The 22,948-nt window shown below is 70.1% G+C and carries 17 protein-coding genes; 6 read left to right on the top strand and 11 right to left on the bottom strand.

The window, feature by feature from the left end; genetic code table 11:
* Positions 1-28: 28 nt before the first annotated feature.
* On the bottom strand, positions 29-1,345 hold the full coding sequence (locus ACZ5IK_RS18270; RefSeq protein WP_465488732.1) for a serine/threonine-protein kinase: 1,317 nt from the start codon (positions 1,343-1,345) through the stop codon (positions 29-31).
* 144 nt (positions 1,346-1,489) lie between these two features.
* On the opposite strand from ACZ5IK_RS18270, the gene ACZ5IK_RS18265 reads away from it, so the two are divergent.
* On the top strand, positions 1,490-2,587 hold the full coding sequence (locus tag ACZ5IK_RS18265; protein WP_465488731.1) for a sialidase family protein: 1,098 nt from the start codon (positions 1,490-1,492) through the stop codon (positions 2,585-2,587).
* A 140-nt stretch (positions 2,588-2,727) separates the two neighbouring features.
* A complete protein-coding gene (locus tag ACZ5IK_RS18260; RefSeq protein ID WP_465488730.1) occupies positions 2,728-3,561 on the top strand; it encodes an SAM-dependent methyltransferase in 834 nt (277 codons plus the stop codon).
* Here the strand turns inward: ACZ5IK_RS18260 and ACZ5IK_RS18255 are convergent.
* The 3 genes from ACZ5IK_RS18255 to ACZ5IK_RS18245 all read right to left on the bottom strand — a co-directional run bounded on the left by ACZ5IK_RS18255 (position 3,551) and on the right by ACZ5IK_RS18245 (position 7,772).
* Positions 3,551-5,392 carry a M48 family metalloprotease gene (locus tag ACZ5IK_RS18255; RefSeq protein ID WP_465488729.1) on the bottom strand — a complete coding sequence of 614 codons (1,842 nt, stop codon included), beginning with the start codon at positions 5,390-5,392 and terminating at the stop codon, positions 3,551-3,553. The genes ACZ5IK_RS18260 and ACZ5IK_RS18255 overlap by 11 nt on opposite strands.
* Positions 5,393-5,728: 336 nt before the next feature.
* Positions 5,729-6,562, bottom strand: coding sequence for an aldo/keto reductase (locus tag ACZ5IK_RS18250; RefSeq protein ID WP_465488728.1), 834 nt, complete (start codon positions 6,560-6,562; stop codon positions 5,729-5,731).
* Positions 6,563-6,590: 28 nt separating this feature from the next.
* Positions 6,591-7,772 carry an MFS transporter gene (locus tag ACZ5IK_RS18245; protein WP_465488727.1) on the bottom strand — a complete coding sequence of 394 codons (1,182 nt, stop codon included), beginning with the start codon at positions 7,770-7,772 and terminating at the stop codon, positions 6,591-6,593.
* Positions 7,773-7,915: 143 nt separating this feature from the next.
* Between ACZ5IK_RS18245 and ACZ5IK_RS18240 the strand changes: the two genes are divergently transcribed.
* On the top strand, positions 7,916-8,368 hold the full coding sequence (locus tag ACZ5IK_RS18240) for a MarR family winged helix-turn-helix transcriptional regulator (RefSeq protein ID WP_101605968.1): 453 nt from the start codon (positions 7,916-7,918) through the stop codon (positions 8,366-8,368).
* Here ACZ5IK_RS18240 and ACZ5IK_RS18235 read toward each other — a convergent pair.
* Positions 8,349-9,161, bottom strand: a complete 813-nt coding sequence (locus tag ACZ5IK_RS18235) for a metallophosphoesterase family protein (protein WP_465488726.1) — start codon at positions 9,159-9,161, stop codon at positions 8,349-8,351. The two genes, ACZ5IK_RS18240 and ACZ5IK_RS18235, sit on opposite strands and share 20 nt — an antisense overlap.
* Positions 9,162-9,235: 74 nt before the next feature.
* On the opposite strand from ACZ5IK_RS18235, the gene ACZ5IK_RS18230 reads away from it, so the two are divergent.
* Together ACZ5IK_RS18230 and ACZ5IK_RS18225 are read left to right on the top strand one after the other, a co-directional pair.
* Positions 9,236-10,693 (top strand): amidohydrolase, encoded by a 1,458-nt coding sequence (locus ACZ5IK_RS18230; protein ID WP_465488725.1) that lies wholly within the window; start codon positions 9,236-9,238, stop codon positions 10,691-10,693.
* A gap of 72 nt (positions 10,694-10,765) precedes the next feature.
* Positions 10,766-11,230, top strand: coding sequence for a DUF2127 domain-containing protein (locus ACZ5IK_RS18225; protein WP_465488724.1), 465 nt, complete (start codon positions 10,766-10,768; stop codon positions 11,228-11,230).
* A gap of 9 nt (positions 11,231-11,239) precedes the next feature.
* Here the strand turns inward: ACZ5IK_RS18225 and ACZ5IK_RS18220 are convergent, their stop codons facing one another.
* The 6 genes from ACZ5IK_RS18220 to ACZ5IK_RS18195 all read right to left on the bottom strand — a co-directional run bounded on the left by ACZ5IK_RS18220 (position 11,240) and on the right by ACZ5IK_RS18195 (position 20,943).
* Complete coding sequence (locus ACZ5IK_RS18220) at positions 11,240-11,938, bottom strand: PP2C family protein-serine/threonine phosphatase (protein ID WP_465488723.1); 699 nt, start codon at positions 11,936-11,938, stop codon at positions 11,240-11,242.
* A gap of 96 nt (positions 11,939-12,034) precedes the next feature.
* The gene (locus ACZ5IK_RS18215) at positions 12,035-13,882 is read right to left on the bottom strand and encodes a glycosyltransferase family 39 protein (RefSeq protein WP_465488722.1); all 1,848 of its coding nucleotides are present in this window, start codon (positions 13,880-13,882) and stop codon (positions 12,035-12,037) included.
* Between the two features lie 4 nt (positions 13,883-13,886).
* Positions 13,887-15,140, bottom strand: a complete 1,254-nt coding sequence (locus ACZ5IK_RS18210; protein WP_465488721.1) for a bifunctional glycosyltransferase family 2/GtrA family protein — start codon at positions 15,138-15,140, stop codon at positions 13,887-13,889.
* A gap of 74 nt (positions 15,141-15,214) precedes the next feature.
* Complete coding sequence (locus ACZ5IK_RS18205; RefSeq protein ID WP_465488720.1) at positions 15,215-17,065, bottom strand: ArnT family glycosyltransferase; 1,851 nt, start codon at positions 17,063-17,065, stop codon at positions 15,215-15,217.
* 4 nt (positions 17,066-17,069) lie between these two features.
* Positions 17,070-18,608 (bottom strand): sensor histidine kinase, encoded by a 1,539-nt coding sequence (locus tag ACZ5IK_RS18200; RefSeq protein ID WP_465488719.1) that lies wholly within the window; start codon positions 18,606-18,608, stop codon positions 17,070-17,072.
* Positions 18,609-18,930: 322 nt separating this feature from the next.
* The gene (locus ACZ5IK_RS18195; protein ID WP_465488748.1) at positions 18,931-20,943 is read right to left on the bottom strand and encodes a fatty acid desaturase; all 2,013 of its coding nucleotides are present in this window, start codon (positions 20,941-20,943) and stop codon (positions 18,931-18,933) included.
* A gap of 466 nt (positions 20,944-21,409) precedes the next feature.
* Between ACZ5IK_RS18195 and tig the strand changes: the two genes are divergently transcribed.
* Positions 21,410-22,780 (top strand): trigger factor, encoded by a 1,371-nt coding sequence (gene tig, locus ACZ5IK_RS18190; protein ID WP_101605974.1) that lies wholly within the window; start codon positions 21,410-21,412, stop codon positions 22,778-22,780.
* Positions 22,781-22,948 lie beyond the last annotated feature (168 nt).

Raw genomic sequence — 22,948 nt, 5'->3', positions numbered from 1 at the left:
ACAGTGGACAGCCCGGCCGGGCGGAAGCTCAGCCGGGATCCCGGGTCTTGGTCCTCGACTTGGTCCGGGTCTTCGTCTTGCTCGGTTTGTCCGAGGTACTCGGGTCGCCGTTGGAGGCCGTGGCGCCACTCGGTGTCGACGTGACGCCGACGCTTTCGGCGGTATTGGGCCGGTTCGCGGAGACCGGGACGGCTTCGGTCACCACGACCGTGCCGTTGGGTGCCTTCGCGTCGCGGGTCGGTACTTCGACGGCTTCCGAGGACGGTTGTCCCTGTCCCGCCACCGGACCTGAGGTGCCTGTCGCCGCCGGAGGGAGCATTCCGCCCGGCTGAGCAGGCGGGTTCGTCCCGGTCTGGCTGACCATCAGCAGCACGCCGACGGTGATCGCGGCGGCGGGTGCGCTGATGGCGGCGACCACGGCCGCCCGCTTGCGGGTGCCCGGGTTGAGATGGGCGACCTTGGTCCCGGTGGAGTCCTCCAGCAGGATCCGCGAGATCGCCGCGGCGGTCGGGCGCTGCGACGGCTTCCGCGCGGTCATCCCGCGCAGCAGCGTCGACATGGTCACCGACAGTCCGGTGGGGATCCGGGGCGACCGGTGCAGCCGCCCGACCGCGGCCTCGACCGGCGTCCCGGTGTATTCGCGTTCCCCGGACAGGCATTCGAGCAGGACCAAGCCGAGCGAGTAGACGTCGGCGGGCGGTCCGACGTTCTCACCGCGGACCTGTTCGGGTGCCATGTACGCCGCCGTGCCGACGACACCGCCGGTCTCGGTCACCCTGGTGGCGTCGAAGGCGTGCGCGACACCGAAATCGCCGATCAGCGGACCGTCGTCGGCCATCAGGATGTTCGCCGGTTTCAGGTCGCGGTGGGTGATGCCGTGCGCGTGGACGTGCGCGAGCGCGTCGCTCAACCGGGCGGCCAGATCGACGACCGCGTCCTGGGAGAGCGGGCCGGATCGCAGGCGCTGGGCCAGATTCGGCCCTTCGACCAGACGCATCGTGAGATAGGTGTAGCCGTCGTCGGAACCCGCGTCGTACAACGGGACGAGCCCGGGATGACGGACCGCGCTGAGAACCTGGATCTCCTGCTCGCGACGGCGCTCGTCGCGGGTCATCGTGTCGGCGTGGAACAGTTTCAGCGCGACCTCGCGCCGCTCGCGCAGATCGCGGGCGCGGAAGACCCGCGCGGTCGCGCCGCGGCCGAGCAGATCCCCGACCTCGTACCGGCCGGCGAGTTTGCGCGGCAGGTGATCCGGATCGTGGACGTTCAGGCTGAACCGTCGCTGGGTGGTCCCAGCGTCGAGGTCGTCGTCGTCACCGCCAGCGCGCGAACCCGCGTCGTCCATCGGTGCTACCTCCGTCTCACCGGCCGAACGCCGTATACCCGGTCCGGCTCCGGGCGAAACAAGGTTTGCGAGCGTACCGGACGTGATCCGCGGGTTCACCCCGAACGGCGGGCAACCCCCGCGAGGGCCGGACGTCTCGTGGTCATGAAGCCGAACCGGTGGGCCGCGCTCGCCGTCACCGCCTTGACCGCCGTCGCTGTGATCACTCCGCCCGCCACCGCCGATTCGCTGGTACCCAAGGGTTTCGCGCCCGCCTCGACGAGCTGGACCGGGCCGCTGCGCGGGTTCGTCCTCGGGTTTTCGCCGTGCGGGACACCGGGATGGTGTGCGTCGCTGCTGTCGACGGCCGACGGCGGGAAGCGGTGGCGGCGAGTCGGCACGCCGCCGATCTCCTTGCCGGACAACCACAACCAGGTCAAGCTCACCGTGATCGACGAACGCGATATTTTCCTCTCCGACGGCACCCGGTTGCTCGCCAGCCGCGACGGCGGCGTCAACTGGTCCCGCGTCCGCCTCGCCGGAGTCCGGGAACCTTTCTATATTTCGAAAATCACCGAAGCAGGACCTCGCGTGTTCGCGATGGTCACCGGTTTCGGCAGCCCGTCGACGACGGCGCTGTACGCCGGGATCGCCGGTACGCGGGTCCTCCAGCCGGTCCCGGGGTTCACCGTCACCGGTTCCGCGACCTACGGCGACATCGCCACCAGCGGCGGGATCCAGGTGTCGATGGGGGCGGACTACCGCGTCCAGAAGTACTGGACGTCGTCCGACGGCCTGACCTTCGAGTCCGCGCCCGCACCGTGCCCGGCGGACAGTTCGGCTTCGTTGAGCGGAGTCCGGCGGGGGCACGTGCTGGCGCTGTGCAGCGGGGGACCGGGGACGCCGCAGCCGGGGTCGACCGTCCGGCGGCTGTGGCGGGCGCCGAAGCTCGGCGGGCGGTTCACCGGAACGGCGCAAGCGCCCACGCTCGGGATCAACCAGAGTTTCAGCGCCGCTTCGCCCGCGGCGGCGACCGTCGCGGCGGAAGGCGGCGGCACCGGATTCCTGCACAGCACCGCCGACGGCGGGGCGACCTGGACGACGACGGTGCTCAGCGGCCGCGGGGTCTGTCTCAACGATCTGGACTTCCCGGACGAGCTCGTCGGGGTGGTGGTCGACGGGCTCCCCGACGCTGAGGGCGGCTCGGCCGTGTACCGCACCACCGACGGCGGGATCACCTGGGGTGAGCTCGTCTTCGGATGATCATTGCAGGTAGGCAAGGCTGTGGGGAGGTTCACATTCCCATACGCCATGTCGTAACCTGTGCACTGTCCGTCGATGTCGAGGGAGCCGTGGACCGTGTTCGCCGCGATCCGCATACGGCTGAAGGGTGGAGCGTGTCCATGACTTCGGACGAGGTCCGGTCCATGCCGAGGCGCCCGTTACCGCCCCTCGACTACGACAAACCCAATCTCGCCCGGATGAAGGACGCCCTCCTCGGGGGACACGACCACTACGAGATCGACAGGCTGGCCGTCGAAGCCTTCCTCACGGTGGCCCCCGACGGCGCCGCGGTGGCCAAGGAGTTCCGGTCCTGGGCCAGCCGGGTGGTCCGGTTCCTCGCCGGCACCCGTGGGGTCGGCCAGTTCCTCGATCTGGGCTCCGGCATGCCGTACGTCGAGAACACGCACCAGACGGCGCAGCGGTACAACCCCGACGCGCTGGTCATCTACGTCGACGACGACCCGGTGGTCCAGGCGCACGGACTGGCGTTGCTGGAAGACCATCTCGTGCACGTCAGCGGCGCGGATCTGCGCGATCCCGAGCAGACGCTGAACGATCCGGCGATCGCCGGGCATCTCGAACTCGACCGCCCGGTCGCGGTGCTGCTCAACGCGGTGCTGCACCACATCGAAGACCTCGACAGGGCGCGAGCCATCGTCCGCGGCTATGTCGACGCGCTCGCCCCCGGGTCGTATCTGCTGCTCACGCACTATTACACCGACGGCGAGGGGCCGTACGGCGAGTTCGCGCGGAAGCTCGACGGCCTGATGGACGGCATCGGTTATGGCACGGTGCACCGCAGCCGCGAGGAGATCGAGTCGCTGTTCGACGGGCTGGAGATGCTCGATCCCGGTCTCGTCCACCTGCACGAATGGTGGCCGGAGGGCCCGCGTCTGGCTCCGCTGACCCGGCTGAACTACCTGAGCCTGGGCGGCGTGGCGGTCAAGCCTTAAGCGAGCTGAAGAACGCTTTCAGGTCGTCGTGTGCGGTCCCGAAGTCCTCTGTGTTGCCGGTGATCGCCAGTTCCAGCGTCTCGCCGTCGGAGAGTTCCATCGTCAGGTAGACGGTGAGCTTCCGGCGGGGGAAACCACCCGCGACGATGTCCGTGAACGGGATCCGCCGCGCGCCCGGCTCGGCGCGCAGATCGTCGAGGCCGCGTTCCCGCAGCTTCCGGATCCGTTTGCGGTCCGACACCCCGCGCGCTCCGATGAGCCCGGCGACGCCGCGGCGGACCAGCACCGAACGCGACATCGGCAGCAGCACCACTTCGGTGTCGCAGACGACCAGGTCGTAGAGCTTCCGCTTGGCCTTCAACGCGGTGAACATCCCGAGCATCCGTGCTTCGGCGGGATCCGGCTCCCGTTCGGGCTCCTGCTTGCAGAAATACCCGGCGGGCACGGTGAGCAACTGCAGGTTGTGGACCAGTTCGTCGACCGCGCGCGGGCTCTGCACCGCGGGGCCGACCAGTTCGGTGACGTCGAACGGCTCGCCGTCGCCGAGGCACAGTTCCCAGCCGCCGCCCCAGTTCAGGCGGTGCGCGGCGACACCGTTGTCGATCATCGCGGCGGTGACGGTGTCGGCGAACAACTCGGTCAGCAGTGCGCGGCCCTCTTCGCGGGACGGGGCCCGCAGGGGTTTGGCGAGCGCGTCCGCGTCGCCGTCGCGCAGGACCCGGACGACTTCGCCGATCGTGCCGCGCGGCGCCAGCCTGCTCTCGATCCCGGCCGAGGTCAGCAGCTTCGCGCCCTCCGCCACCGACGCCCGCCCGGCGCGTTTGACGACCTCGTCCCAGTCCGCCCGCGGCCCGACGTCGCGGATCAGCACCGCCAGTTCCGCTTCGGGGACATCGATCTTCGGCGCGCCCAGCAACGCCCAGCCCGGCCGCGCGTCCGGCTTCACCGGGTTGTCCGGCACGCCGGCCAGCGCGGCGATCCGCCGCTTCGTGGGCGGATGACTGTCGAACTTCGAGAGTTCCTCGCCGTCGAGGATGTCTTCGGCGTACTCGGTCATCCAGTCCCGCTGGACCGGGTGGTTGAGGTACGACCGGAAGCCCAGCAGCACCGCGGGAGTGCGCCGCGCCGCCGCGCCGAGCGAGATGTAGCGCTCGGCGTAGTCCTTCCAGAGCGGGTTGAGTGTCGCGACCTTCCGCAGCGCCGCGGCCGCTGTCCGGCTTCCCGCCGCGAGCACGGACGCCTCGTCGGCCTGGAGTTCTTGCCGCCGGTTCGCCGACCGCGCGACCAGCAAGTACAGCTTCGAGTAAGCGGAGAGCAGGGCCCTGGCGGGGCCGCCGTCGAGCCTGTCGACGGTGAAGGCGAGTGTCTGGGTGCCGCGATAGGTCAGTGCGAGCAGGCGGGTGTGGCCGCCGCTGTAGTGGCCGAGTTCGTGGGCGAGGACCGAACGCAGCTCGCTCACACTCAGCGCGGCCAGCAACGGCAGTCCGACCAGCATCGTCCGGCGGCCCGGTCGCAGGCCGAGGAACCGGGCGTCCTCGCTGACCGCCGCGTTGATCTCGCCGATCAGCACGATCTCGTCCGGTGGCCGCGTCTTCACCTGGGCCGCGAGGTCGTCGATCATCTCCCACAGCTCCGGATGGGCGTCGCGAGCCAGCCGCGGTCCCTCGATCGGCGGCCGCCGCGCCCGCAGCGCGCTCACCAGCCCGAAGCCGAGCGCGATCATGATCGCGAGCCCGGCGAGCATCACGTAGGTGCCGATCTTGCCCTGGATCCGCAGGCCCGCCAGCACACTGGCGACACCCACCGCGACGACCACCACTGGGAACGCCACGAGCAGAAGTGTCGCGAGGACGGCGCGTCCTCGGGCCTGCATCGTCCGGTTACCTCTTTTCGCACAAGTGCCGTCTGTGCGGCCGAATAGTAACCGGCTACCCAGCGGACTCGTGCGGGAACGAAGAGCTACGCCCGCCACCTGGGACGAGAGACCTCGTGAGTGGTAGGGGCGGTTAGAGCGGACCGGTATTTGCCTAGGAATCTCACCGCGGCGGGTTCGTGTGTGGAGGATTCGGGACGTTCACCGTCCCAAATCCTCCCCACTCACCCAGGATCCAGTGGGTAGGCAAATACGGGTCCACCAGAACCGTCCTTACCACTCACGAGGCTCCGGCTACGCGACGTTGAAGGTGTCGGGATCCGGTCCGGTCCGCTCGCCCCGGTCCAGCACGGACAGCGAGGCGACGTCCTCCTCCGACAGCGTGAACCCGAAGACGTCGAGGTTCTCCTTGATCCGCGACGGCGTCACGGACTTCGGGATCACGATGTTGCCCAGCTGCAGGTGCCACCGCAGGACGACCTGCGCCGGAGTGCGGCCGTGCTTCTCCGCGAGCGCCTTCACCGCGGCTTCGCCGAGCAGGTCGCCGCCCTTGGCCAGCGGGCTCCACGCCTCGGTCGCGATGCCGTGCTTCGCGTCGAACTCACGCACCTCGGCCTGCTGCAGGTACGGGTGCACCTCGACCTGGTTGACCGCCGGGGTGACGGAACCGGCGTCGAGAAGCCGCTCGAGGTGGGCCGGCTGGAAGTTGGACACGCCGATCGCGCGCACCCGGCCGTCGGCGTAGAGCTTCTCGAAGGCCTTCCACGTGTCGTTGTAGAGGTCGCGCTCGGGCGTCGGCCAGTGGATGAGGTAGAGGTCCAGCCGCTCCAGGCCCAGCTTGGCCAGGCTGGCGTCGAACGCCTTCAGCGTGGCGTCGTAGCCCTGGTCGCTGTTCCACAGCTTGGTGGTGATGAACAGGTCGTCGCGGGCGATGCCGGACTCGGCCAGTGCCTTGCCGACGCCTGCTTCGTTGCCGTAGACCTTGGCGGTGTCGATGCTGCGGTAGCCCGCGTCCAGCGCGGTCTTGACCGCGGCGGTGGTCTCCTCGTCCGGCACCTGGAAGACGCCGAACCCGAGCTGCGGCATCTCCACCCCGTTGTTGAGCTTGACGGTGGGAATGTCGGTCACTTGCGTTCCTTTCGTGGGTACTTGTGGGTCAGGCGGCGGGGGCCAGTTCGGCGCGACGAGCCTTCCGCCGCCCGTGATCGAGCATGCCTGAGATGACCGCGACCAGCAGTCCGGCGAGCGCGAGCGCGGCGCCGATCCAGTTGGACGCGGTGTAGCCGAGACCCGCGCTGATGGCCTGGCCGCCGAGCCACGCGCCCCCGGCGTTGCCGAGGTTGAACGCGGCGATGTTGGCCGCCGACGCCAGCGCGGGGGCACCTTCGGCCTTGTCCATGACGCGGGCCTGCAGCGGCGCGACGGTCGCGAAACCGGCGGCGCCGAAGACCGCGATGGTGATCGCGGCGGGAATCTGGGCGTGTGCGGTGAAGACGAAGACCACCAGCACGGCCGCGAGGGTGGCGAGGATGACGTACAGGCTGGGCATGAGCGCCCGGTCGGCAGCCTTGCCGCCGATCAGGTTGCCGGCGAACAGGCCGGCGCCGAACAGCACGAGCAGCCAGGTCACCGCGCCGGGGGAGAAGCCGGCGACCTCGGTCATCATCGGGGCGATGTAGGTGAAGGACGCGAACACCCCGGCGAACCCGAGCGTGGTCATCGCCAGCGCGAGCCACACCTGGGGGCGCCGGAAGACGGCGAGTTCGCTGCGCAGCCCGGCGCTCCGCGTCGTCGCCTGGACCGGGACCAGCGCGAGGATCCCGATCAGGCCGACCACCCCGAGGACGCTGACCGCCCAGAACGTCGAGCGCCAGCCGAGCGCCTGGCCGAGTGCCGTCCCGGCGGGCACGCCGAGGACGTTGGCGACGGTCAGCCCGGTGAACATCATCGCGATGGCGCTGGCCTGTTTGGCGGGTGCGACCAGCGAGGAGGCGACGACCGCGCCGACGCCGAAGAACGCGCCGTGCGAGAGCGCGGCGATCACGCGGCCGGTCATCAGCAGGCCGTAGGTGGGGGCCAGCGCGGAAACGACGTTGCCCGCGATGAACAGGACCATCAGGCCGACCAGGACCGTCTTGCGCGGCACCCGTGACGCGAGCGCGGTCAGCACCGGGGCACCGACCACGACGCCGAGCGCGTACCCGGAGATCAACAGCCCCGCGGAGGGGATCGAGACGCCGAAGTCGCTCGCGACCTCGGGCAACAGGCCCATGATCACGAACTCGGTGGTGCCGATACCGAAGGCGCTGATCGCCAGTGCGAGCAGAGCGGCAGGCATGGAGGCCTCACTTCTTCCCGTAGAGTGGTGTTGGCTGGCGTAGGCAACTACGAGCGTCTGAAATAGTTGCATGCGCCGTATATTGCACACGCTTGATGATGCACGACGCAACGAAGTCCGGGCAACCGGGGAAGAGGTGAACCGTGTCACTGGCCGACGACGCCGTGGAAGCACGTGCGCAAGGCTGGCGGACCCTCGCCGCACTGCACGCGCGGATCGAGGACGCGCTCGAGCGCGCACTGGCGCAGAAGCACGAACTGTCCGTCAGCGAGTACACCGTGCTGGACGTGCTCGGCCGCCAGGACGGCTTCCACCTGCGGATGAACCAGCTGTCGAACGCCGTCGTGCTCAGCCAGTCGGCGACGACGCGGCTGGTGTCACGGCTGGAGGACCGGGGACTGCTGCAGCGGTACCTGTGCCCGGACGACCGGCGGGGGATCTACACGGAGGTCACCCCGGCGGGACAGGAGCTGCTCGCGGCCGCGCGGCCGACGCACGACAGCGTCCTCACCGGCGCGCTGGCCGCCGCCGAGGACCTCCCCGAACTCGCGCCCTTGGTCGCGGCGCTCGGAAAGCTCACCTTCGCCCGCTCCTGATGCCCCGCGTTTCGTCCTCTGGTTGCGGTGGTTGCGCGTGCAAGGACCGCATCCAGAGGACGGAACGCGGCCGGAAGACGGCCAAGGCTTCGGTGTCGGAAGCCCGGGCGTTCAGGAAGTAGTCGGTCCATTCGTCGACGTCCGGGCAGGACGAATCGGCGCGGATCGCGGCCCGGGCCCGGTCGATGTCGAAGGTCGTGCGGCGCAGGGTGACGGCGCCGTCGGAGAGCTGCGCCCAGTGCGCGCCGGGACGGCCGTAGGGCATCCCGACGCTGCCGGGGTTCACCACGAGACGTCCCTGCGCCAGCCGGACGAACGGCATGTGGGTGTGCCCGCACACCACGGTCGACACGTCGGCGGGAACGCCGGCGAGGACGTCCGCCCAGCGCTCCGGTGCGGAGTCGACCAGGACGACCTCGTCGTCGTCCCGGGGAGTGCCGTGGCAGAACAAGACCTTCCCGAACCCCTCGACGGCCAGGGTGACCGGATAGGGCAGAGCGGCCAGCAAGTCCACGTGGTCCGGCCTCAGTTGTGAAGCCGCCCAGGGGGCGATGGGGTCGGGGATGGCCGTCTCGCCGCCGCGCGCGAGGGCGACGAGTTCGCGGTCGGCGTTGCCGCGCACCCAGACGACGCGGTCTCCCAGCGAGATCAGGCGGTCGAGGACCTGCGCCGGTTGCGGGCCCGCCGCGATGTCACCGGTCACCACGAGGCGATCGACGCCAGGTTCCGCCAGGACGGCGTCGAGGGCCGGAAGTACCCCGTGGATGTCGGACAGCACCGCGATCGTGGCCATGATCGCAGCGTGTCAACGGATTTGCCGGACCGCAACCAGAGGACTAAACGCGGCCGAGCTGGCAAGGTGAAGGCGTGGACGATCTTCTGTTGCGCCGGGTCCGGGTCGGCTTGGCGGGTTCCCTGTCGGACGTACTGATCAAGGGTGGCCGGATCGCGGCCATCGGAGGCCCGGGGCAAGCGGGTGAGGCGTCGGAAACCCTGGACGGGCACGGCGGAACGCTGCTGCCGGGACTCGTCGACGCGCACGTGCACACCGCGCAGTGGTCCGCCGCGCGCCGCCGGATCCCGCTGGGGGAGGCGAAGTCCGCCGCGCATACGGTCGAGCTCGTGCTCGCCCATCTGCTGGCGAACCCCGTGCCGCCCGGCGATCTCGTGCTCGGCGCCGGATTCCGCGACGGCCTCTGGCCCGACGCCCCGCACAAGGACCTGCTGCAGAAGGCGCTGCCGGGGCATCCCGTCGCCCTGTTCAGCGCCGACCTCCACACGCTGTGGCTCAGCCCCGCCGCGCTGAAACTCATCGGCCGCGACCATCCGACCGGTGTGCTGCTGGAGAACGACTGCATGAGCGCGACGGCCGAACTCCCGGTCGCCCCGGACGACGTCATCGACGGCTGGGTCGCCGACGCGCTCGACGCGGCGGCCGCCCGCGGCGTCACCAAGATCGTCGACTACGAGTACACCGACACGGTCACCGCCTGGCGGCGTCGGCTGGCGCGGAAACCCTTGCCGGTCCGGGTTTCCTGCGTGATCGCGAAGTACCTGCTCGACACCGCCGTCGAACGCGGCCATCGCACCGGCGACGTCCTCGAAGACACCGGCGGGTTGCTCACGGTCGGCCCGTTCAAGCTGTTCGTCGACGGTTCGCTGAACACGCGCACCGCGTACTGCGTGGGGCACTACGCCGGGACCGAGTCACACGGGCTGCTCGAACTGCCGCCCGAGGAGCTGGAACCGTTGATGCGCAAGGCTTCCGAGCACGGTCTCTCGCCTGCGGTGCACGCGATCGGCGATCACGCCAACAAGATCGCGCTCGACGCCTTCGGAGGCGTCGGATGCGCCGGCCGCATCGAGCACGCCCAGCTGGTGCGTGCCGAAGACGTCGCGCGGTTCGCCGAACTGGGTGTCGTGGCGAGTGTGCAGCCCGCCCATCAGCCGGACGACCGCGACGTCGCCGACCGGCACTGGCACGGCTGGACCGACCGGGCTTTCCCTTACGGCGCCTTGCATCGCTCCGGGGTGACCCTGGAGTTCGGCTCGGACGCGCCGGTCGCCCCGCTGGACCCGTGGGACGCGATCGCGTCGGCGGTCAGCCGCACCGACGACGACCGCCCGCCGTGGCATCCCGAGCAGGCCATGCCGCTGGAGGCCGCGCTCGCGGCGGCTTCGGGTGGCCGGGCGGGGGTGGCCGTCGGCGACGTCGCGGATCTGGTCGTCACCGCGGTGGATCCGTCGCGGCTGTCCCCTGCCGGACTACGCGACACTCCCGTCACCGCCACCGTGATGAACGGCAGGGTCACCTACGCGTCCTGACCCCTTCCGGTGACGGTGGCTGCGGGCGGGGATCGGGTGCGGCAGGGTGAGGTGATCGCGGAGGGAGCGCCCATGAGCACCGAGAAGCTGTTCCGGATCGCCATCGCCTTGAAGGGGCTCGATGGCGCGTTGCAGCTGGTGGGCGGACTGGTCCTGATGCTCGTCCCGGCGTCGGTCGTCACCGGTTTCGCGCACGCCGTGGTCACCCGCGACCTGCTCGGCGACCCGGAAGGGACACTGGCCCGGCACCTCGAACTCGCCGCCGGCCACTTCGTCGAGGGCCGGACGTTCGCCGTCGTGTACCTCGTCGCGCACGGGCTCATCAAGCTCGGCCTGGTCTGGGCGCTGGCTCGCAAGGTGATGCGCGCCTACCCCGTGGCCGCGGTGGTGCTCTCGGCGTTCGTGGTCTACGAGATCTTCCGCGCGATCCACACGCACTCGCTCGCGCTGCCGTTCTTCGCCGCCCTCGACGTCTTGATCGTCGTGCTGGTGCTGCGGGAGTACCGGCAGCTCAAAAGGGATCGCGTCGCGGCCTGACCGCCCGGTTCAGGCCGCGACGCGAAATTTCTCCGTGGTGAGATCCGCACGGGGCGGATCCACCACGATCGCGGTGGCGTTGTCGGAGCCACCGAGCGAGATCGCCGTCCGCACCAGCTCCGTGGCCGCCCTGTCCGGCATCCCGAGGATGTCGAGCATGGTCGGCCCGCTGAGCGTCTTGTGCACGCCGTCACTGGTGAGCAGAAGCCCTCCGGTCGTGACGGTGGCCGTGCCGATCTCGTGAGCACCGGCCGTGCGGACGCTGGTGGTGACGACGTGTTCCATCCGCGGTGTCACGGGTTGATCGTGGTCGCGGAAGTACTGCGCGAGCGTATGGTCCTTCGTCACCTGCCGCACGGTGTATCCGTCCCAAGCGTACGCCCGCGCGTCCCCGACCCACGCGATGCCATACCCCTCGTCGCTTGGGACGGCCACGACGAGGACGCAGTCACCGGTCCCGCCGTGTTCGAGTACAGCGCGCTGAGCAGCGAGAACAGCCGCGACAGCCCCTTGCCCGACCGGTGACCGGGCCGCCGCCGAAGCCGCCGTCCGTGCCGCGTGTCCCGCGTTCGGGTGATCTCCGACTCCATCGGCCAGCGCGAACACGATCCCCGCCCCGCCCGCGGCCGCGTAGGCCCCGACGGCGTCCGCGTTGTGCTCGCGCGGGCCCTGCGCGCTCGCCGTGTGCCAGTGTGGAAGTTCCCTCATGGTCTTCTCCTCACCCCTGGGTGATCCCTGATTCCAGCATCCGCCTGGTTCCTGTGCGCGGGCTGAGGGTTGGCTGTCGGAAGTCCGTGGGTCGGGTCAGGACAGCAGGTTGTACACCGTCTGCTCGCCGACCGTGGTGGCGGTGAAGTTCGCCGCGACCCATTCGGCGATCTCGTCCGACCCGCCGCCGGGACCGCCGCCCCGCCCACCTTCGACGTAGTAGGTGATGTCGCCGTCGGCCACGTACCGCTGGAACTCCGCCAGCGTCGGCGCCGGATCCGAGCCGCTCCAGCCGCCGATGCCGATCACCGACTTCCCGCTCGCGAGTTCCAGGTTCGCCGCCGACTGCGAGCTCGACGTCGCCGCCGCCCACTTCGTCGTGGTCGCGGCGAGGAGGGTGCCCATCTCCGCCGACGAGCCCTCCTCCATGCCCATCCCGCCCATCCCGCGTGGCTCGCCACTTGAGGCGGGACCGGACGTCGGGATCGAACCGGAGTGCGCCTGCGAGGCGGTTTCGATGCCGTACGCGGTGGTCCCGAGGCCGACCGTCAGCACGGCGACAGTCGCGACAACGGCGACGAGTTTGCGCGCCGGCGGGACACCCACCAGGACGACGGTCGCGGTCACCAGGCCGAGCCCGGCGATGATCCAGCGCAGCGCGGGCAGCCAGTCGGCGTCGCGGTCGAGCAGGATGTACGCCCAGACCGCGCTCGCCGCGATCATCAGCGACAGGAACACCCGCGGCGCGAGATGCGCCCGGCCACGCCACAGCGAAGTCCCGGAGATCGCCACCACGGCGGCGATCGACGGCGCCAGCGCGACCGCGTAGTACGGGTGCACGATGCCGCTCATATAGCTGAACACCAGCGAGGTGACGAGCATCCAGCCACCCCAGACGATCAGCGCGGCCCTCGTCCGGTCGGTACCGGCGGTCCGCCTGGTGAACCACAGGCCCGCCACCAGGCCGATCAGCGCGGCGGGCAGCAGCCACGACACCTCGCCGCCGAAGCTGGCGCCGAACATCCGGGTCAGGCCGCTTTCACCGCCGAAGCCGACGTTCCCGCCGCCAGTGCCGCCGACCATCACACCGCCACCGCCGCCGCTCCCGCCGAAGATCCGGCCGAGGCCGTTGTAGCCCAGCGCCAGTTCGAGCAGGCTGTCGTCGGTCGAGCCGCCGATGTACGGCCGTGAGCCGGTCGGCCACAGATCGACCAGCGCGATGAACCAGCCCGCCGAAACGACGACCGAAACCACCGCTCCCAGCAGGTGAAGCAAACGTTTGCCCACCGAGGTCGGCGCGGCGATCAGGTAGGCGAGCCCGAACGCGGGCAGCACCAGGAAAGCCTGCATCATCTTGGTCAGGAAGCCGAATCCGATGGCGACACCGGCGAAGGCCAGCCAGCGCGGGCTCGCCTTTTCGATCGCGCGGACCGTGCAGTACGCGCCCGCGATCAGCAGCAGCGTCAGCAGCGCGTCCGGGTTGTTGAACTTGAACATGAGCGCGGCGACCGGGGTGACGGCGAGCGCCGCCCCCGCGAACAGCCCGGCGACGGGTCCTGAGGTCCGTTTCACCGTCAGGTACAGCAGCCCGACGGAGGCGACACCCATCAGCGCTTGCGGGGCCAGCACGGTGAAACTCGAGAAACCGAAGACCCGCGCGAACGCCGTCGTGACCCAGAGCGCGGCCGGGGGTTTGTCGACGGTCAGGACGTTCCCGGCGTCGAGCGACCCGAACAGCCACGCCTTCCAGTCCTGCGTGCCGGACTGCACCGCCGCCGCGTAGAACGAGTTGCCGTAGCCGGACGCCGTCAGGTTCCAGAAGTACAGCAGGGCGGTCGCGGCGAGCAGTCCGAAGACCGCGGGGCGGACCCATCGGCCCGGCGGTTCGACGACGTTCTCCTCGACAGGGCCGGGTTCCACCCGGGAAGCGAGTGTGGTGGTCATGGGGTCAGTTCTCCCTCTCGATGGCGGGCCGGCGGCGGAAGACCCAGCCACGCAGCAACAGGAAACGCAGCACGGTGGCCGCGAGGTTCGCGAGCACGAGAGCGGTGATCTCGAGCGGCAGCCCGGGCGCCGTCATCGTGTGCAGCAGCGCCAGCGCGCCGCTGGTGAGCCCGAGCCCGAGACCGAACACGACGAGGCCCTGGAACTGGTGCAGCCCGGCGCCTCCCCGGCCGCGGATGCCGAAGGTCAGGCGCCGGTTGAGCGCGGTGTTGCCGATCGCGGTCACCAGCAGCGCGACCAGGTTCGCCGCTTGCGCGCCGGTGAACGTCCGTAGCAGCAGGAAGAGCACGAGGTAGGCGATGGTGCTCGCGACCCCGACGGCGGCGAACCGCACCAGTTGCCGCACGAGGCTCGGCGCCACCCCCGGCGCCTGAACCTGGATCGGCGCGCGGCCGAGTTGCTCGCGCAGGCCGCTGATCGGGATCTCGCCGGTCAGCGTCGCCTTGGTCAGCCGCGCGATGCCCTTGAGGTCGGCGGTAGCGGTGGCGACGAGGTTCACCGACGAGTCCGGGTCGTCGACCCAGTCGACCGGGACCTCGTGGATCCGCAGCCCGGCTTTCTGCGCCAGCACGAGCAGTTCGGTGTCGAAGAACCAGCCGGTGTCCTGGATGTGGGGGAGCAGCCGCTCGGCGACGTCGGCGCGGATCGCCTTGAACCCGCATTGCGCGTCGCTGAACTTCGCGGCCAGTGTGCCGCGCAGGATCAGGTTGTAGCAGCGGGAAATGAACTCCCGTTTCGGCCCGCGCACCACCCGCGCGCCGCGGGCGAGCCTGCTGCCGATGGCGAGGTCGGAGTGCCCGGACAGCAGCGGTGCGACGAGAGGGCCGAGCGCGGCAAGGTCGGTCGAGAGGTCGACGTCCATGTAAGCGAGCACCGGAGCGTCCGATGTGGACCAGACGGCGCGCAGCGCGCGACCGCGGCCTTTTTCTTCCAGGTGCCGGACTTCGACGTCGTCGAACTCGCGGCTCAGTCGCTCGGCCACCCGCAGGGTGCCGTCCGTGCTGGCGTTGTCCGCGACGGTGATCCGGAACGGGTACGGGAACTGCTCCGCGAGATGCGCGTGCAGGCGCCGGATGCACGGCTCGAGGTCGGTTTCCTCGTTGTAGACCGGGATGACGACGTCGAGGACGGGGGAGCCGGTCGGGGCGATGGCGGGGCGGCTGCCGGTGTCGGCGCCGGAGATGATCGCGGCTGTCATAGCGTCAATCTCGGTCATCGCGCTGAGGCCGGCTTGTGTCCCGCCTGTGCCGTCGCTGTGTTCCGCCACCGGTTTCACCGGCTCAGGTCGTAGACGGTGACGCCGTCCACAGTGGTCGGTGTGTAGGTCGCCTGGACCCATTCGGCGATCCGCTCGGCGGCGTCGCTGCCGGTCTCCCCGCGCATCATCATGCCCTCGCCGAGGAAGTAGTGGATCTGTCCACTTCGGACATACTCCTGGAACCGTGTCAAGGTGGGCGAAGGATCCGTGCCGTTGAACCCGCCGACGGCCATCACCGGCGCCCCGCCGCCGAGCTGGTAGCCCGCCGCGTTGTTGGAGCCCACCGTCGCGGCCGTCCACGTGTAGTTCGCGGCGTCCTGCCGCAGGAGGGCGGCCAGGTTCTCGCCGGGCAGGCTCGTTCCGAGCAGGCCGCCGGGGCCGCCCATCCTCATGCCCCGGCCGGTGTCGGGCCCGGCGGACGGAAGCGCGCCCTCGTGCGGGGTGGCCGCGGTCGCGACCGTGTAAGCGCCGGTGCCCGCGAGAACGGTGACCAGTGCGCCGACGGCGACCAGACGCCTTGCCGCGTCGGGTAAGCGTGCGGCGAAGAAGACCAGGAACGCGCACAGGAGACCGGCAACGAGGATCGCGATCGCCAGCCCGGGAAGCCAGTCGGATTGCCGTGACAGCAGGAGATACGCCGTGAGCGCGGTCAAACCGATCCCGGCGCTCAACGTGCCCGCGGCGGCCGGATTCCCTCGTGCTCGCCACAACTGGATGCCCGCGATCCCGACGAGCGCGGCGATCGCGGGGGCGAGCGCGATCGTGTAGTACGCGTGGATGATCCCGCTCATGTAGCTGAACACCACGGCGGTGCTCAGGAACCAGCCGCCCCACAGGATCAGCGCCGCGCGGCCGCGGTCGGTGCGCCCGGCGTGGCGGGTGAACCACAGCCCGGCGGCCAGCGCGAGGGCGGCGGCCGGGAGCAGCCAGGCGATCCCGCCCGCCATCTCGGTGCCGAACAACCGGTCCCAGCCGGTGCCGCCCCAGCCGCCGTTGCCACCTCCGCCGACACTGCCGACCTCGTCACCGGTGATCCGGCCGAAACCGTTGTAGCCGAAGGCGAGCTCCCACAGGCTGTTGTCCTGCGAGCCGCCGATGTACGGCCTGTCGGCGGCGGGCCACCACGCGACGACGGCGAGGTACCAGCCGGCCGAGAGGAGGGTCGCGCTCAAGGCTCCGAGCAAGTGAAGCAACCGTTTGCCCACCGAGGTCGGCGCGGCGATCAGGTAGGCGAGCCCGAACGCGGGCAGCACCAGGAACGCCTGCAGCATCTTGGCGAGGAAGCCGAAACCGACGGCGACCCCGGCCAGCGCCAGCCAGCGCGGGCTCGCCGTCTCCAGCGCGCGGACGACGCAGTAGGCACCCGCGACGAGGAGCAGGACGAGCAGGGCGTCGGGGTTGTTGAACCGGAACATCAGCGCGGCGGCCGGGGTGAGCACGAGGACGGCGCCCGCCAGCAGACCCGCGGCCGGGCCGGAAGTGCGTCGCACCGTCGCGAACAACAGAGCCACCGAGCCGACACCCATCAGCGCCTGCGGAACGAGGACGCTCCAGGCGTTGACGCCGAACAGGCGCGCGGAAAGGCTCATCACCCACAACGCGGCCGGCGTCTTGTCGACCGTGATCGCGTTCGCGGCGTCGCTCGATCCGAAGAACAAGGCCTTCCAGTTCAGCGATCCGGCTTGCGCGGCCGCCGAATAGAAGGCGTTGGCCCAGCCGGATTCGCCGAGGTTCCAGAGATAAAGGACGGCGGTCGCGAGCAGAAGCGCGGCGAGGGACGGGCGGACCCAGCGTGGGCCGTCGGGCCTGCCCCGGGCGGGTGGAGCGTCTTGATCGGCTTCGTCGCGGGAGGCGAGGAGGGTCATGGCCTCAGGGTCGGATGCCGACCTGGGGGGTGGTTGTGCCGAAGCTGTGCACCCGCTGTGAGGAATCGATCACCGGCAGATACACCGCGAATTCGGTGTGCCCTGGGCGGCTGTGCACCTCGATCGTGCCGCGGTGGGCCACCACGATCGCCGACGCGATGGCCATCCCGAGCCCGGTGCTGCCCGCGGTCCGAGAACGCGAGGAGTCGCCGCGGGCGAAGCGTTCGAACACACTCGGCAGGAGTTCCGGCGCGATGCCGGGCCCGTTGTCGGTGACGGTCAGCACCGCGGCCCCGGTGTGGGAGCGGCTCAGCGCGGTGATCACCGTGGTGCCCGGCGGGGTGTGCGTCCGCGCGTTGGACAGCAGGTTCGCCAGTACTTGGTGCAGGCGCTGGACGTCGCCGCGGACGGGCACCGGCCCGTCCGGCAGCCGCAGTTCCCAGCGGTGGTCCGGTCCGGCGACGTGCGCGTCGCCGACCGCGTCCGCGGTCAGCCGGGTGAGGTCGGCGACGCCCACGTCGAGCGGCCGCCCGGCGTCGAGTCTCGCCAGCAGGAGGAGATCCTCGACGAGCGTCGTCATGCGGGCGGACTCGGACTGGATCCGGGACATCGAGTGCGCGACCTCCGGCGGTACCAGCGCGCTGCCGCGGCCGGCGAGTTCGGCGTATCCGCGGATCGCCGCGAGCGGGGTGCGGAGTTCGTGGCTGGCGTCCGCGACGAACCGGCGGACACGGGTTTCGCTGGCGTGCCGGGCCTCCAACGCCTGCGCGATATGGCCGAGCATGAGGTTCAGCGCCGAACCGACCTGGCCGACCTCGGTGCGCGGATCGGTGTCGATCTCGGGCACCCGCACGGAAAGCGCGACCTGACCGCGGTCGAGCCGCATCGCCGACACCCGGCCCGCCGTCGCCGCGACGCGGTCGAGCGGCCGCAGCGTGCGCCGGACCGCGAACGCGCCGAGGAACCCGGCACCGGCGACACCCACCGCCGCGACCCCGAACAGGATCCAGCCGACCGTGGCCAACGTGTCCTGCATCGGCCCGAGAGGGAGACCGGTGACGACCACGCCACCGGGGATCGAGACGGCCTGCACCCGGTAGTCGCCCAGCCCGCCGAGCGCCATCGTCATCGGCGGGCGGTCCGCCGGAATGGAGAGCAGGCCGGACTCCTGCGCAGCCGACAATCCTTGAGGAAGTCCTTGTACGGTAAGGACTCCCGCGTAGAGCACCCGATCGCCGGAGAAGCGCACGCTCAGCGTCCCCGACGCCTGGCCCGGCGCGTTGAGCGGATCGGGACCGGGGCCGGGCGAGTCGTCCGGCGGCCGGTTCGCGTAGTCGTGGGCGCGGGCCGACGCGGCCGAGAGCTGGCCGTCGATCTGGCCGACGAGGAACGACCGCAGCGCGATCTCGCTCGCGACGCCGATCACCAGGCAGACGAAGGTGAGCAGCAGCACCATCGAGCCGGTCAGCTTGGTGCGCAGGGAAAGCCGCCCGGGCCGGGACCACCGGCGCGGGCCGGTGGTCGGGACCGAGCCGGATGCCATGCCCCCGAGCGTGCGCCGCGGTCGTATGCGCGCGTTGTGTCCCGCCTGTGAGCCCGCTGTGCGCGCGGGGCGTCCACTTCGGACCCGGTAGCCGCGCTTTGCGCGGCGAGTACGTCGTCTCGGACGGCAACGGCGGCTACACCACACAGCTCATGCGGACGGGAAGGTGACCGAGCCGAGCGCGACGTCCCTGACGGCGCCCCGGGGTGCTCGCAAGTGTCATGAAAGGGGCTTTCAGGACAAAAAATGTCTTGAAAGCCCCTTTCATGACATCCGGAGCCGCACAAGAAGCCGCAAGCAGGCGACTAAACGCGAAGAGAGCTCAGGAGTCGTAGTCCACCGCGAGTTCGGGTGAGGTCGCCACCGCCCGGCAGGTCAGGATCCGCCCGGCCGCGACCTCCTCGTCCCCGAGCGCGTAGTGCACGTCCATCCGCGCGCTGCCCCGCACCACGGTCGCCCGGCACGTCCCGCAAGCCCCGCCGACGCACGCGTACGGTGCGTCGACGCCGTGCCGCAGCGCGGCGCTGAGCACGGTTTCGCCCACCGTCGCGGGGATTTCGGCGGTCTTCCCGCCCGCCGTCACGGTGAGCACCGGGCCCGGGCGTTGCGACGGGCGGACCGGCAGCGCGCCCTGGAAAAGTTCGAAGTGGACGTTCTCCTCGGGGACGTCCTTGTCCGCCAGCGTCCGGCGGGCCATGTCGACCAGTTCACGCGGGCCGCACAGGAACCAGTCGTCCACCTTCGCCGGGTGCAGCCGTGCCTGCAGCAGCGCGCGGAGGCGCGTGCCGTCGAGGCGGCCGCGCTGGTAGCGCTCGTGCGAGATCGCCAGTGCCTCGCCGACGGTGTCGAACGGCTTCCCGATCCGTTGCGTGCGCAGGTCCGGGTCGCGTTCGTCGGTGCGGTAGTGCACGACGTGCAGCCGTCCGCCCAGCTGGGCGGCGAGCACGCCGAGTTCGGCGGCGAACATCGTGGTGGCGCCGGAGGTGTTGATGTACAGCAGGGTCGCCTTGCTGTTCGGCTCGTTCAGCAGGGTCGCGGTCAGGATCGACAGGATCGGCGTGATCCCGCTGCCCGCGGCGAGCGCGACGTACCGGCCGGAGCGGCCCGGTTCCGGGGTTAGCGTGAACACACCGTCAGGGGGCAGGACTTCGAGTTCGTCGCCCGCCTCCAGTTCGGTGGTGGCGAACGTCGAGAACGCGCCGCCGACCTGGTGCTTGATCGCGATCCGCAGCTCTCCGGAGTCCGGCGTCGAGCAGATCGAGTAGGCGCGCCGCACCTCTTCGCCGTCGACCTCCGCGCGGATGACGAGGTGCTGGCCGGGGGTGAACCGGAAGGTCTCCCGCAGCCGCTCCGGCACGTCGAACGTCACGGTGACGGCGCCCTCGCACAGCGGCCGGACCTCGGCGACCCGCAGCGAGTGGAACCGGCTCGGCTCCCGGGGCTGGGGAGCGGGCGGTTCCTCGTCGAACGAACCGGTGAGCTGACGCCATTCGCGGTACTCCGTCGACGTCAGTTCGCGGCCCCACGCCGTCGCGATCGGGACGTCCCTGGCGAGGTACGCGTCGCGGTTGTCCTTCCACGCGCGCAGGTACCGGTAGAACGGGATCGCCGGGTGGAGATGGTGCACCAGGTGATAGTTCTGGCACAGCATGATCGGCGTCATCAGCCATTCGAGCCCGACGCGGACGCGGGTGGCGCCGAACCGGTTCTGCCGCTGCTCGCCGAGGTCGTGATGGGGGAGCCAGTCGAACCACCAGGCCAGGACGGCGAGGCCGACGCGCTGCGGGATCAGGTAGACCACGAGCAGTTCCCAGCCGTGGCCGGTCGCGACCAGCCACGCGAACGCGGCGAGGCTCAAGGTGACGACGGCCGCGGTCTCGATCCGCTCGGACGGCGGCCGGGTGCGCTGCCTCGCCACGTAGAAACGGGCGTACCAGAAGTCGATCGTCAGCCACCGCAGCGGCAACTGCCACCAGGGGCCGTGCGCGGTCCAGGCGTCGGGATCGGTGTAGGCGTCCTCGTTGGTGTTGCGATGGTGTTCCAGATGGATGTAGCGCACCAGGGGAAAGGAGCCGTAGCCCGCCACGAACGGCATCGCGAGCCTGCCGAGCAGTTCGTTGACCCAGGTGAGCTGCCCGGCCGCGTGATGCGTCGACTCGTGCAGCACGGTGAACATCGTGAAGGTGACGAGTGCGTGCAGGGGAATGGTCACCCACAGCGGCGCGGCCTCGTTGACCACCAGCCAGGTGGCGCCCACCCAGACCATGATCCCGCCGGTGAACAACAGCACCGTCGGCACCGAGACCACCGGCAGCGGGATCCGCGGATTGGGCACCCCGCGTCTCAGTGTTCTCTCGGCCAGTTCCCCCGTGTCGTCGGACCGGGTGGCGGCGACGGTCATCGATCGGTCCCCTCGGTCGATGGCTACCGGGACGAAGCTGTCACACCGTAGACAACTGGTCCTGGTTTGTAAACTTCAACTACCTGCCGAAACACCTCAGCACGGCGCCCGATGGTGAAGCGTGGCACGCATCCGTGTCCAGGAATGGGCCGGTTCGTAACAGAGAAGAACCGAAAACTGCTCCGATCGGGTGGTCCGCGCCCGGTTCGCCGGACGGCTCCCGAAACCTGTGAACGGGCCGGGAGGGCGGTCGCGACGGGGCCGGGATGGCCCCGGGCCCGGACCGGTGAGCCGCGGGGCCTAGACTCGGACGGCCCGGTCTGCAAGCTGGCCAGGGCACATCCGCTGTCGACCGCATGCGGATGCTCAATCACATCGTTTACCGCTCGAGGAGAATACGTTGAAGAGCACCGTCGAGCAGCTCAGCCCGACGCGAGTCAAGATCAATGTCGAGGTGCCGTTCGACGAGCTCAAGCCGAACTTCGACCGCGCCTACCGCAAGATCGCCCAGCAGGTGCGCATCCCCGGCTTCCGCCCGGGCAAGGCGCCGGCTCGCGTGCTGGAAAGCCGGATCGGGCGAGCCCCGGTGCTCGACGAGGTCGTCAACGAGGTCATTCCGGCCAAGTACATGGAGGCCGTGCGCGCGGGCGAGGTCCGCACGCTGGGCCAGCCCGAGTTCGAGGTGACCAAGCTCGAGGACCGTGAGGTCCTGGAGTTCACCGCCGAAGTCGACATCCGCCCGGAGATCTCGCTGCCCGACCTCGAAGGCTTCGCGGTCAGCGTCGACGACGTCGAACTGACCGACGCCGAGATCGACGAGCAGCTCGACGAGCTGCGCGCCCGCTTCGGCACGCTGACCGGCGTCGAGCGCGCGGCCGAGAACGGCGACTTCGTCTCGATCGACCTCGCGGCCACCGTCGACGGTCAGGAGGTCGAGGAGGCCTCGACCACCGGCCTGTCCTACGAGATCGGCTCCGGCCAGCTCGTCGACGGCATCGACGAGGCGATCATCGGCGCGAACGCGGGCGAGACCAAGACCTTCACCACGAAGCTGGTCGCCGGCGAGCACGCGGGCAAGGACGCGGACGTCACCGTCACCGTGCAGACCATCAAGCAGCGCGAGCTGCCCGAGGCGGACGACGAGTTCGCCCAGATGGCGAGCGAGTTCGACACGATCGACGAGCTGAAGGGCGACCTTCGCGAGCGTCTCGGCCGCGTCAAGAAGATGCAGCAGGGCGTCCAGGCCCGTGACAAGGTCCTCGAGGAACTCCTCGAGCGCACCGAGGTCGCGATCCCGGAGAAGGTCCTCGAGGCCGAGATCGAGAACCGCAAGCACGACGCGATCCACCCGTTCGACCACGACGAGGCGCAGTTCGCCAAGGCGCTCGAGGCCGAGGGCAAGACCGTCGAAGAGTTCGACACCGAGGTCCGCGAAGAGTCGGAGAAGGCGGTCCGCACGCAGCTGCTGCTGGACAGCATCGCCGACGCCGAGCAGACGTCGGTCAACGACGGCGAGCTCACCGAGCGGATCATCTACCAGGCGCAGCGCTTCGGCGTCAGCCCGGACGAGTACGTCCAGCGGGCGCAGCAGTCCGGTCAGCTGACCGCGATCTACGCCGACGTCCGCCGCGGCAAGGCGCTGGCCTCGGTGGTCCGCAAGACCACCGTGACCGACGCCTCCGGCACCGCTGTCGACCTCGAAGAGCTCTTCGGCCCCGCAGCCGAGGAGACGCAGGTCACCGAGGAGACCGCGAAGACTGCGGCCGAGTAGGGAATACGCGGTCCCGGCGAAACGGACCGTAAAGCTGTAAGCGAACTTGGGCGGTGTCAGGCATTCTGCACCGCCCAAGTTCGTTAGGGTCGGTTGCAAGATCCTCAGCACCAGGACACAGCATCTGGACATACAGCGGCGGCCGAGGCACGGCTGGCCGCCGTCGGC

The sequence above is a fragment of the Amycolatopsis sp. NPDC031561 genome (assembly GCF_055580625.1).
This window is presented reverse-complemented; position numbering and strand designations above follow the sequence as displayed.

Excerpts from the sequence above, each read along its gene's own strand:
- ACZ5IK_RS18270 (WP_465488732.1), bottom strand. The coding sequence starts at position 1,345 with ATGGACGACGCGGGTTCGCGCGCTGGCGGTGACGACGACGACCTCGAC.
- ACZ5IK_RS18265 (WP_465488731.1), top strand. The coding sequence starts at position 1,490 with ATGAAGCCGAACCGGTGGGCCGCGCTCGCCGTCACCGCCTTGACCGCC.
- ACZ5IK_RS18260 (WP_465488730.1), top strand. The coding sequence starts at position 2,728 with ATGACTTCGGACGAGGTCCGGTCCATGCCGAGGCGCCCGTTACCGCCC.
- ACZ5IK_RS18245 (WP_465488727.1), bottom strand. The coding sequence starts at position 7,772 with ATGCCTGCCGCTCTGCTCGCACTGGCGATCAGCGCCTTCGGTATCGGC.
- ACZ5IK_RS18235 (WP_465488726.1), bottom strand. The coding sequence starts at position 9,161 with ATGGCCACGATCGCGGTGCTGTCCGACATCCACGGGGTACTTCCGGCC.
- ACZ5IK_RS18225 (WP_465488724.1), top strand. The coding sequence starts at position 10,766 with ATGAGCACCGAGAAGCTGTTCCGGATCGCCATCGCCTTGAAGGGGCTC.
- ACZ5IK_RS18220 (WP_465488723.1), bottom strand. The coding sequence starts at position 11,938 with ATGAGGGAACTTCCACACTGGCACACGGCGAGCGCGCAGGGCCCGCGC.
- ACZ5IK_RS18215 (WP_465488722.1), bottom strand. The coding sequence starts at position 13,882 with ATGACCACCACACTCGCTTCCCGGGTGGAACCCGGCCCTGTCGAGGAG.
- ACZ5IK_RS18210 (WP_465488721.1), bottom strand. The coding sequence starts at position 15,140 with ATGACAGCCGCGATCATCTCCGGCGCCGACACCGGCAGCCGCCCCGCC.
- ACZ5IK_RS18205 (WP_465488720.1), bottom strand. The coding sequence starts at position 17,065 with ATGACCCTCCTCGCCTCCCGCGACGAAGCCGATCAAGACGCTCCACCC.
- ACZ5IK_RS18200 (WP_465488719.1), bottom strand. The coding sequence starts at position 18,608 with ATGGCATCCGGCTCGGTCCCGACCACCGGCCCGCGCCGGTGGTCCCGG.